The organism is Legionella drancourtii LLAP12 (genome assembly GCF_000162755.2).
GTDB classification, from domain to species: Bacteria; Pseudomonadota; Gammaproteobacteria; order Legionellales; family Legionellaceae; genus Legionella; species Legionella drancourtii.
In genome coordinates this window covers 39,071-50,466 of the sequence record NZ_JH413813.1, presented here as the reverse complement: position 1 = coordinate 50,466, position 11,396 = coordinate 39,071, and the positions used below count along the sequence as shown (strand labels likewise).

The window sequence follows — 11,396 nt, the reverse complement described above, 5'->3', positions numbered from 1 at the left end:
GTCATAATAGCCCGCTATTTACCACTCTATTTATCCACGCAACAAGGTCGTGCGGGAATGACAGATTTCCTTAACTTAATGGCAGTGGGGCCGGGACGATCCGCCATCAAATATTGTGAAACATTTAAAAGCCTCTTTTCAATTCTAAATTACCGCTATAGAGTTAGTCTGAATTATGTCCGAATTATTTGCATAATAAATTCCAGGAGTTCGGTGCTTGGAAGAGTAGAATTGAGTTAATAGAAAAAATTGAAGCATCTATTATACCTTGCTTGGACTCCGTTAATTCTATAGCCAATAAGAATATCGCTATTTCATTTGACGTGATAGAAGCGGCTAGAAATTTTCAAACTAGTTCTTTTGGTATGTAGAATTGATGAATAAATTGATGTTTCAGTCCACAAGTTACCATTCATTAGCAAGATAGATGAATGGTGTGCTCTAATAAACCTGTGTATTTAGGAGTATTAAGTATTTTAACGGCAATATCTTCATCTTCCAGCCCAACTTTGCCTGACGTCAATAGAGGATTTACAGTTAGAATTTTAAGCTATATGATATTTGTAACAAAAATCAAGATGGAGTTTATTGCCTTATACCATCATGATGGAGTGATGTACCGCAAGTGTGCTTATATTAGCGCGAATTTTTAGATGTTAATTCATTCTTTAGAACTCATGAATTATAAAATGAATCAAATAAGAAAAATTATCCATATTGATATGGATTGTTTTTATGCTGCAATTGAAATGCGTGATTTTCCTTGGCTTGCAGATAAACCGGTTGCCGTTGGCGGGGATGCTGCACGTCGAGGCGTTATTGCAACATGTAATTATGAGGCGCGAAAATTTGGTGTACGCTCAGCAATGCCCACAGCCCAAGCGCTCAAGCTGTGTCGTCATCTTATTTTACAACCTGTACGGATGGATGTTTACCAAAAAGAAAGCCAATACATTAGGGCTATATTTGCAGAATATACCGATCTTATTGAGCCTTTGTCTTTAGATGAAGCTTATCTTGATGTCACCGAATCTATAAATTGCAAGGGAAGTGCCACCTGGATTGCTCAGGAGATACGCGCCCGTATTTTTCAAATACGACAGCTTACGGCAAGTGCCGGCATTGCTCCGAATAAAAGTCTTGCCAAGATTGCTAGTGACTGGCATAAACCCAATGGCCAAATGGTGATACGGCCCGAGGATATTGATGCATTTATGTTGAATTTACCGGTGCGAAAATTATTTGGTGTTGGCCCTAAAATGGAAGCAAGGTTAAGGACTTATAACATAAAGACCTGTATTGATTTGCAGCGCTATTCTGTTGAATATCTAGTTAATGAATTTGGCATTATGGGAGAACGACTTTTTGAGTTAGCTCGAGGAGTTGATAACCGGCCAGTGAATCCTGAGCGTATTCGAAAATCGATTAGTGTTGAAGAAACCTATCTAAGCGATCTGACCAATAAGGAAGAGTGCCTGGCCGCTTTGCCTGAATTAATGGTACGCCTTGAGTCGCGAATCCAGCGTGCGGGTGAAATTGTAGGAATTCATAATTTATTTGTTAAATTGAAATTTAATGACTTTCAACAAACGACAGTCGAACGGATACACAATACGCTTGATTTATCTATTTTAAGTCAATTAATCCTTGAAGGGTTTTCCAGGAAATGCCTTCCTGTACGATTGTTGGGTATAGGAATTAAATTAAAACAAGAGCGTGTTTCTGAAATGAGGCAGCTACCTTTATTTGGTTGTTAGACTCGAAGCTTTGATCGGCGGGTGACCTTTTTTACTTTAGTAATACACGAGTCTTGTGTGGGTAAATATATTTTTATTAATGAAACGAGCATTCTTGAATTTAAATATAAAATTATACGACGTAAGATGGAGTAACTTGCTCATTGGTTGTGTACCATTTTTCCCCAAGGATGATTTGTTCCCACCAAATGTCCATTTTTGACTCATCCATACCTTGCCATAAGCTAGGATTTAATACTAAAGCATCACCTATTCGTTTTGAGAGAGCATAGGTTGATAATCTATTTGGGAGAGTATGTTTTTCCCATTGCGCGATTGCTTGAGAAATATTGTCATAAATATCGAGTTGTTCTCTTAAATTTAATGCATCCTGTATAGCCAGCGATGCACCACTACCAACGTGCGGACGTAGCACAACACTCGAATCACCAAGTAAAAGCCCTGCTTTAGTAATAAGTCTCTCTACGCCAACATCGACAATTTTTTGCATAAAAGGTGATTTAGTATTGATAATTATCTGAGCAATTGCTTTGGGTAGTTTGGAATTGGCCAATTGATGTAAGTGTGTTGTTGCTGTTTCTGAAAAATCAATCTGAGTTGTTTGACCTAAACTATCTAAGTCTTCTATAGGTAATTTTTCGTACAATACCCAATTTAATTTTTTAATGTCATCATGATTGACAGGATATGCTAATAAATGACCATTATTAAAACAATAGTAAGGGGTGTTATTGATAAAAGGTGATTTATCTTTTATTAGATCAAAATCTAATATACCTCGCCATGCTACATAACCAGAATAGGTCAATTGAGAGCTTTCAGATATAAGTTTTCTTCCCATGGATTGCGAGCCGTCAGCGAAAATAATTAAATCAAATTCTTGAGTTTCACCGGATGCCAGTATTACTTGGCTAGATTCGCCGTCTTTGAGTTTTACATCGATTATTCTGCACTCATTTTTATATAGTTTATCGGGTATTCGTTTTCTTAAATTAAGAAATAGGGTATCCCAGTGAAGACTAACAATCGAAATATTTTGATTCCACAAGCAGTGGCCATAGTCAGGTTTACTTGGTAATTGACAGTAAAAACTCCGAGTTGAGGAAGAGTACACCATTGTTTCTTTATCAAGAAGGTCTTTAGATATTAGTGTTTGAAGTAATTCCTTTGAAATTGTAATCCCTGCACCACGAGATTTTAAATCTTTCGAGCGCTCAAAAATTGTAACATCAAATTTATCTTTTAGTAATAGAGCCACAGCACAGCCTGCTATCGAGCCTCCTATAATAGCAATTTTCAATTTAATGTCCTTTGGTAAAATTAAAGCAATGTATTATATAACTGATGTTAGGAATAGAGTGTATTCAATAAATTACGAAAAAATATTTTCCCCGTTTTTGGTGGCGCTCGTATTTTTCTAAGTTCATTAAACGATGGGTTTGCGGACATAGTCCAATCATTTCTTGTCCATTAGTTGCGAAAAATTTAAGCGAATTTTCTTTTAGATTAGGCACGAGAAACATCGATATTGTCTTAGATAATTAGTCAAGGCCTGCTTTAAGAGTAGGTTCATTTTGTCATGGATGGGAAACATTAGAAATCTTTTTACCATTACTGTAGGAAGGTACACCAATTTTGCAGTAAGACAGTGGCAGCAGAACTCTATTTTTTTATTCTACGTCTCAAAATCTGATAAGCTGTAATTTGAGTTTAGCGATCAATTCGCTTTTGAAGATACTCAGGATATCTTTCGCCTTTTGCGGTAATTTTTGCTATCGCTAATTCAATATCATGCAACTCATTTGCGGTAAGATTAATCTCAGCTGCCGCCAGGTTTTCTTTCATGCGTTCCATGTTTGTTGTCCCTGGAATTGGAACTATCCACGGCTTCTGAGCAAGAATCCATGCAAGCGCAATCTGCGCAGGCGTTGCGTTTCTGGCTTTGGCGATTTGGGTGAGTAGTTCAACAAACGCCAGGTTTTCCTTAATATTCTCCGCGTTAAAGCGTGGAATGCTATTTCTAAAATCCGTGCTATCGAACTTCGTCTCAGCAGTAATTTTACCGGTAAGAAAGCCTCTACCCAGTGGGCTAAATGGCACAAAGCCAATACCCAGTTCTTCAAGGGTTGGAAAAATTTGTTCTTCAGGCTCTCTCCACCAAAGGGAATATTCGCTTTGAAGCGCAGTTACGGGCTGCACAGCATGTGCACGGCGAATAGTTTTCACTCCTGCTTCAGAAAGACCAAAATGCTTTACTTTACCTTCTTTAATGAGATCTTTAACCGCTCCAGCAACATCTTCGATTGGTACCTGAGGATCAACCCGGTGTTGGTAAAAGAGGTCTATCGCATCAACTTGCAAACGCTTTATGGATGCTTCGGCGACGTTCCTGATATGTTCCGGGCGACTGTCGAGATCAGTCCATTTTCCGGTGGCATCCGGTTTAAAACCAAATTTTGTTGCAATAATGACCTTTCCGTGGAAGGGGGCCAGCGCTTCACCAATAAGCTCTTCATTGATGAATGGGCCATATATTTCTGCTGTATCAAAGAATGTCACCCCATGTTCGACTGCTGCGCGCAGGACTGATATCATTTCTTTCTTATCTTTTGCGGGTCCGTAAGCGTGGCTCATTCCCATTGCGCCAAAGCCGAAGGCAGAAACTTCTAATCCATTGGTTCCAAGCTTTCGTTTTTTCAATTGCTTCTCCTTTTTATGAGTGCTCCATTTTCACTAAAATCACGTTAATTTAACGCCAGTTTCGGATAAGAAATCGAGCAAAATCTTACATTTCCTCAGCCTGAGCGGATCGAGGTGAGGTAAGTCTCGCTAAATTCTTTATTTTTGAAGCTAGATAGAATTATAGTTCTTTGAGATAGAAATAATTTACTTTTTAACAAATCGCCTAGTTGCTTGCAACTAGGCGACTCGTGTGAATACGGCGGATAGTATCGAAAATTGGAATTTAAAATAAATTTTCTTCTACGGTTGGAAGTTGTCCTTGATCGGTACTTGCATTATATACTGGAGTAGGATCTTCTTCTGCAGGAACTTCCTTATCGCGGAAGTATTCTATAATGCCATTAGCTTGATTTGGTCTGGCCAATAAGCCACTACTAGGATCAATGCGTACAGTCACTACATTTTCAGGTTGTTTCATTTCACTTTCAGGCTTTCCTTTTAGCGCGACTTTCATAAAGTCTATCCATAAAGGGAGAGCAAGGCCTGCGGCATATTCATGAAGTGATTTAGGATTATCAAAACCTATCCACGTGGTCACTACTAAATCAGAGTTAAATCCGGCAAACCAGGAATCGACTTGATCATTGGTTGTTCCTGTTTTACCAGCTATGTCTTGACGATTAAGTACTCGCGCTGCTCTTGCCGTACCATGTTGAATCACGTCTTTTAATGCGGAATTCATTAAATAAGTAATGTCTTCTGGAATGACACGCGGTGCCAGAGTAGAGTGATCGACATTGGTATCGCAATTATTGCAAACAACAGAAGGCTTGGCTTGTAAGAGAATTTTACCGTCTTTATCCGTAATCCGATCAATAAGGAATGGTTCTACTTTATAGCCGCCATTCGCAAATACAGCGTATGCAGCGGTTAAATCCATTGGACTAATAGAGAGGCTGCCTAAAGCCAGCGATAAGCCTTTAGGGAGTAGTTTTTTATTAAAGCCAAAACGAGTCAGGAAGTCGATGGTGTAATTGATGCCAATATCATCTAGAATTCGAATCGACACTAGGTTTTTAGACTGTACCAAAGCTTGTTTTAAGCGCGTTGGGCCATTGAATTTTAAGTTAACATTGTGTGGTCGCCACAAATTAGGCTGGCTTGGATCATCAACAACAATTGGGGCATCGTTGATTAGTGTCGCCAGGCTGTATCCATTATTTAATGCAGCAGCATAGACAAATGGCTTAAAGCTTGAACCCGGTTGTCTGCTTGATTGAGTTGCACGGTTGAACTTACTTTTTTGGAAATTAAAACCACCAACTAAAACTTCAATGGCGCCATTTTTGGGGTTAAGCGCAACCATTGCCGATTCTGCATCTGGAATCTGCGCTAATTCCCAATGCTCTTTTGTTGAATGAACATAAACAATGTCACCTATGGCAACAATTTGCATGGCTTTAGCGGGTGATTTTCCTACCCAGCCATTTTTAAGAGCAGGTCTAGCCCAGGATAAACCACTCCATGGGATTGTTGCTGAATGTCCATTTTGTAATATTGCCGTGACTTCTTTATCATGAACTTCAGTAATTACCGCAGGAATCAGATTGTTGAGCGTAGGGTATTTTTCCAGGCTTTTATGAATAATCGTCAAGGATTTACTGTCTTGCTCACCAATGGTTGCGATCGGACCGCGATAGCCATGACGGTGATCGTAAGCAATTAAATTCTTTTCTACGACTTGATTTGCTGTATTTTGCAGGTTGCCATCAATCGTGGTGTAAACCTTATATCCTTTAGTGTAGGCATCTGGGCCGAAATTATCATATAAAGATTGGCGAATCATTTCGGCCACGTATGGTGCACTTACTTTGATGTCAGTGCCATGATATTTTGCTGTAATTGGTTGATTAATAGCATTTTGATACTGCTCTTCATTAATATAGTGTTCTTCCAAAAGGCGTTCTAAAACGTGGTCACGACGTTTTTTAGCTGCCAAAGGATTCGCAATAGGGTTTTGCGTTGATGGTGCTTGAGGAAGACCGGCAAGCATCGCTAACTCAGAAAGGTTAAGCTCTTTAAGTTGTTTGCCATAATAGACCATGGCCGCAGCCCCAACGCCATAGGCACGATTACCTAAATAAATGCGATTAAGATACAGTTCCAGGATTTTTTCTTTACTTAGCTCTCGGTCTATCTTAATCGCCAACATGATTTCATTGAACTTACGTAAGAAGGTTTTTTTGCGGGTTAAAAAGAAGTTGCGCGCAACCTGCATGGTAATCGTACTACCACCTTGAGATTTGGTTCCTGTTTTGACCATGCGTACAGCCGCGCGACCAAGACCCATTATATCAACGCCAGGATGTTCAAAAAAGCGTTGATCTTCTGTGGCAACCAGAGCATGAATCAGTGCTTGTGGTATTTCATCGTAGGTAACTGGAATACGTTTTTTTTCACCATATTCTTGAATAAGCAAGCCTTCTTTGCTGAAGATTTGTAATGGGACTTGTAATTGCACTGTTTTCAATGAATCGACATTGGGGAGCTGGCTTTCAAGGTAGAGGTATAAAACACTACCTACTACTAATAAAAGAAAAAACAGGCTCATCAGCGCCCATAGACCTTTACGCCAGAAGTATGCCATTTTTTTCATAGAGTCATGTTGGTTTAAATGAAATTAGTATCACATTATACCGTGATTCCTTATGAGATTGCGAGTTTTGTACAAAAAAGAGGGGGATTTTGCAATTTAATTGGCGTTTCATTGAAGAGGGAAGGCAAAATAATTAATGAAACGCCAAGAGATTTTACTTATTCACCATTACTAGAACCTCCCTGGGATGGGGTTCTATATGGAGTGCTGCTTGTCGTATGAGGATTTTTAGGATGCATAAATAACCCAACAGAGTAGCTCTGATAGGGGGAAAAAGTGCTCGGAACATTAGGTAACGTTCCTCTTAATCCAGGAAAAAGCCCTTTGAATACCATGGGTGTGGGTAGTGCTTTTTCTTTATTTGGTTTTACTTGAGGGGCTGTTGCGCTCGACTGAGCCTTTGATGGCTCTTCCTCTAATTTCTCAGCTATCCGGTGAGCTAATGCTTCATTCGTACTTTGTTGCTCAGCAACTCTAAGCTCTAATGATTTGATTAGGCTTTGTTGCTCCACAATTCTACGATTTAATTCTATGTTTGTACTTTGTTGCTCTGCAAGTTTACGATTTAACTCTTCGTTTGCACTTTGTTGCTCCGCAATTTTACGAGTTAATTTTTCGTTCGTACTTTGTTGTTCGGCAACTTTATGCTGAGATTGCTCTAATTCGGCTTTTATTTTTTGGTTTTCCTTTGCTAATAGGGAATCTTGGTGTTCCTGACATAAAATTTTAGCTATTTGGTGCATTTCTTCATTCGAGGAAGTTGCCTTAATATTAAATCTATCAAGCAATATTTTAGTTGTAAGTTTTCCGGAATTACATAAGGGTTCTTCTTTATTGCTACTTATGAAGTTTGTGAACGAACGCGTATAGCTATCGTCAATCAGACCCGGTAAAGAAATATTTGCAGTCTTACCATGAACTTCTTTAAATTGCACATCGTAATGTTTACTTTTAGGTATCTTTAATAGTTCTCTAAAGTCGATAAATAATCGAGCTATGTCTTTGGTGTATACCTCCAATTCATTGTCATCAAAAGGGGTGTCTTTATTTTGTTTTGTTTTTAAATCAATTATTGTATCTTTTATAAAATCAAGAAAATGAAGACGTCCCGTATAATGAGAAGTACATGCTTTATTTAGCTTGTCAATTTCCATGACATAATCGGCCTCATTTAAGAGGTCTATCGCATATTGCCGAGATTTGCTCCAAAATTTGTCGTCTTCAGTAATACGTGGTTTAACTACTTGAGTTTGACTGTCGTGATAACAGACCAAAATTGTTGTCAGTGAAATAATTAAATCGTCCAATCGTGTCATTTTAACCTCCTTTCTAAAACAATAAATGAGAAATTCCCTTACAGATTGACTTTTCACTATATTAAATGTTTTGTAGCGGCGCAAGACGTTTTATGAAAGAGCGTGAGAAGTTGTTCTTGATTGTGGCTTAAATCCAGTAAATATAAAGAAAACCATTCTATTTTTTAATGGCTTACGTTAACATCATCATATCCGTTCTATAGGAGTTTTTTTGGATGCAAGGAAGATTCAAAAGAATAAGTCGTTTGCTCAAATTGTTTCAGCCTAAGCATCGTTCAATTCTTGGCATAGATATAACGTCCGCAGCCGTGAAAATGTTAGAAATTTCTGGCAATGGCGAAACGCTTTGTGTCGAAAATTATGGACGCGAAGTTTTACCCCCTCACGCACTTGATGGCAATGTTATTAAGGATGTTGGCGCCGTTGCGTCGTGTATTAAACAATTATTCGATAGATTACAAACCAAGTGTAAACAGGTTGCATTGGCTGTGCCTGATGCGGCAATAATCAGCAAAATAGTGCAAATTAATGATGGCTTGAACGATGAGGATATGGAGGAGCTCATTGTTATTGAGGCGGATAAATACATTCCTTATCCGATTGATGAAATTAATCTTGATTTTGAAATTTTAGGTCCTTCAGAAAAAAACCGTTCGATGCTTGATGTTCTCATCGTTGCTTCACGTGCTGAGAATGTAAATAATCGTGTTGAAACTGTGACTCGGGCTGGTTTGGATGTTTTGGTGGTTGATGTAGAGTCTTTTGCGGTAGAGCGCGCAGCACAGCAACTTGCTAAAGATTTACCTGCTGCAGGACAAGATAAAACAATTGCAATTATTGATATTGGTGCGAATTACACCCATTTATTTGTTTTGCATGGGATGAAATTAATTTATTCACGTGATGAGAAATTTGGTGGCATGCAATTAATAGAGGCGATTGCCGCATACTATATGTTGACTGTTGAACAGGCTGCTTTAGCAAAAGAACAAGGAACGTTACCTGCTGATTATGAGGCGCAAGTTTTAGTACCGTTTAAAGAAAATATTTTAGTGCAGATAAAACGGACGATGCACTTTTTTTATTCTGCAAGTCAGGAAGAAAATGTTGATCATATTTTGCTCGCAGGCGGTTTAGCAGGCTTCCAGGGTTAGTGAATTCAATTCAAGAAAAACTAGGGGTAACTGCCACTGTGGCAAATCCCTTTTCTAATATGTCATTAGGAAAAAAGGCTCATTTAGACTCCATAAATAATGATGCGCCATCGCTTATGGTTGCCTGTGGATTAGCATTAAGGAATATTGAGTAACGCGATGACACGAATCAACCTACTTCCTTGGCGTGAACAAAAACGCGAAAAAGAAAAAAAACTGTTTACTTTGTTTTTGCTTGTCGGTGTTGCCATTGCTTCATTCATTGTATTTTTGCTTAATTACTATGCGTCTAATCTGGTAAATAACCAAATAAGCAGAAATCAAATGCTGCAACAAGAAATTGCTGTTTATGACCGTCAGATAAGGGAAATTAAAAATTTGGAAAAAGTGCGAAGTATGTTGGTTTCCCGTATGTCTGTAGTGCGCAACTTACAATCCACACGAACACTAATGGTCCATTTACTTGATGAATTAATTAAAGTCACACCCTCAGGTGTCTATTTAAGTAAAATTGAAGGAAAAATAATATTATTTCTTTGTCAGGTTATGCCGAGTCGAACACTTATGTATCTCAGGAAATGAAAAATATAGAGAACGATGAGTGGCTTCATAATCCTGTTCTTAGCGAAATTAAGAAAATGGATGATAAAACACAGCCCGCGGATAATGAATTTAAATTAACGTTTGTTCTTGAACCTAAATCGCCTATCGGGGGGATTTCATGAATAAATTTAACTTAAATGAATTAACACTGGAAAATGTTGGGCAATGGCCAATGTCTGTCAAAATTGGCGTGCTCTTTGGGGTAAGCATGCTTATTGTTGCCTTGGGCTATTGGTTAATTATTCAAGACAACTTTGCTAAATACGATCGCTTACAAGCACAAGAAGTAACCTTAAAAGCCGATTTTGAAAACAAACAACGTCAGGTATTTAATTTAGGTGAATATCGTCAACAACTGAGTATTATGAATAATCGTTTCACCTTAATGCTCAAACAATTGCCAGCAAAAAACGAGATGCCGGGGTTATTAGAAGAAATTTCTAAAACAGGGGTTGCATCAGGCCTTAAATTCGAATTGTTTGCTCCACAACCGGAGGTAAGTCACGATTTTTATGTGGAGCTACCTATAAAAATATCGGTGGTAGGGCGCTATTTTCAATTGGCTATGTTTTTAAGCAGGGTGGCTGAAATGAATCGAATTGTGACCTTGCATGAATTTAGTATAGAAGGGGTACCCTCGAAGGATCATAAAGTGATTTCGGCGGATGAATTGGTGATGAACATCACTGCTAAAATATATCGATATCGTACCTAAATGATGAATCAGACGCGGCGAATATTAATCAGTTTATTTTCTTTATTGCTGACAGCATGCTCCGATGACAATAATGATTTGCGGCAATACATCCAGCAAGTCAAACAACGAAAAACACGGACTATAGAGCCTATTCCTTCGTTTACTCCTTTGCCTGGATTTAAATTCCCCAATGATGAGAACACGCGCAATCCATTTAAGGCTACAAATCAGCAAAAACGGATCGATCTTTTTGCGCCAGACCAACACCGAATGAAGCAGGCTTTGGAAGTTTATCCGCTTGATGCCCTAAAATTTGTGGGGACATTAACTCAGGATAATCAGATATGGGGCTTAATCAAGCAGCCTGACTCACAAATTACTCGTGTATCCATTGGTGATTACATGGGGCAAAATTATGGTCAGATTCGTTCGATTAAGAATAATTCAATTAAATTGGAAGAAACAATCAAAGGTTCTTCAGGGGCGTGGGAGAAACACATAACCACTCTTGATTTATATACCGGGAAGTAG

At 38.5% G+C, this 11,396-nt stretch carries 9 protein-coding genes and 1 pseudogene; 6 read left to right on the top strand and 4 right to left on the bottom strand.

Annotated features, from left to right (window positions below):
* Positions 1-689 precede the first annotated feature (689 nt).
* Positions 690-1,757, top strand: coding sequence for a DNA polymerase IV (gene dinB / locus LDG_RS06390; RefSeq protein ID WP_083821391.1), 1,068 nt, complete (start codon positions 690-692; stop codon positions 1,755-1,757).
* 112 nt (positions 1,758-1,869) lie between these two features.
* On the opposite strand, the gene LDG_RS06385 is transcribed toward dinB, so the two are convergent.
* From LDG_RS06385 to LDG_RS06370, 4 genes are all read right to left on the bottom strand, one after another.
* Positions 1,870-3,057, bottom strand: a complete 1,188-nt coding sequence (locus tag LDG_RS06385) for an FAD binding domain-containing protein (protein WP_006870395.1) — start codon at positions 3,055-3,057, stop codon at positions 1,870-1,872.
* Between the two features lie 410 nt (positions 3,058-3,467).
* Entirely contained in the window at positions 3,468-4,457 is a 990-nt protein-coding gene (locus LDG_RS06380) for an aldo/keto reductase (RefSeq protein ID WP_006870393.1), read from the bottom strand.
* Positions 4,458-4,722: 265 nt separating this feature from the next.
* Positions 4,723-7,095, bottom strand: coding sequence for a penicillin-binding protein 1A (locus LDG_RS06375; protein ID WP_006870392.1), 2,373 nt, complete (start codon positions 7,093-7,095; stop codon positions 4,723-4,725).
* A 158-nt stretch (positions 7,096-7,253) separates the two neighbouring features.
* The gene (locus LDG_RS06370; RefSeq protein ID WP_006870391.1) at positions 7,254-8,411 is read right to left on the bottom strand and encodes a coiled-coil domain-containing protein; all 1,158 of its coding nucleotides are present in this window, start codon (positions 8,409-8,411) and stop codon (positions 7,254-7,256) included.
* Positions 8,412-8,656: 245 nt separating this feature from the next.
* On the opposite strand from LDG_RS06370, the pseudogene pilM reads away from it, so the two are divergent.
* The 5 genes and pseudogenes from pilM (at position 8,657) to LDG_RS06350 (ending at position 11,396) form a co-directional block, all read left to right on the top strand.
* A pseudogene (pilM, locus tag LDG_RS06365) lies at positions 8,657-9,720 on the top strand (type IV pilus assembly protein PilM).
* A 4-nt stretch (positions 9,721-9,724) separates the two neighbouring features.
* The gene (locus LDG_RS06360) at positions 9,725-10,147 is read left to right on the top strand and encodes a PilN domain-containing protein (RefSeq protein ID WP_006870388.1); all 423 of its coding nucleotides are present in this window, start codon (positions 9,725-9,727) and stop codon (positions 10,145-10,147) included.
* Entirely contained in the window at positions 10,144-10,290 is a 147-nt protein-coding gene (locus tag LDG_RS20120) for a hypothetical protein (protein WP_006870387.1), read from the top strand. Before LDG_RS06360 ends, LDG_RS20120 begins: the two co-directional genes overlap by 4 nt.
* Entirely contained in the window at positions 10,287-10,883 is a 597-nt protein-coding gene (locus LDG_RS06355; RefSeq protein WP_006870386.1) for a type IV pilus inner membrane component PilO, read from the top strand. Before LDG_RS20120 ends, LDG_RS06355 begins: the two co-directional genes overlap by 4 nt.
* A complete protein-coding gene (locus tag LDG_RS06350; RefSeq protein WP_006870385.1) occupies positions 10,884-11,396 on the top strand; it encodes a pilus assembly protein PilP in 513 nt (170 codons plus the stop codon).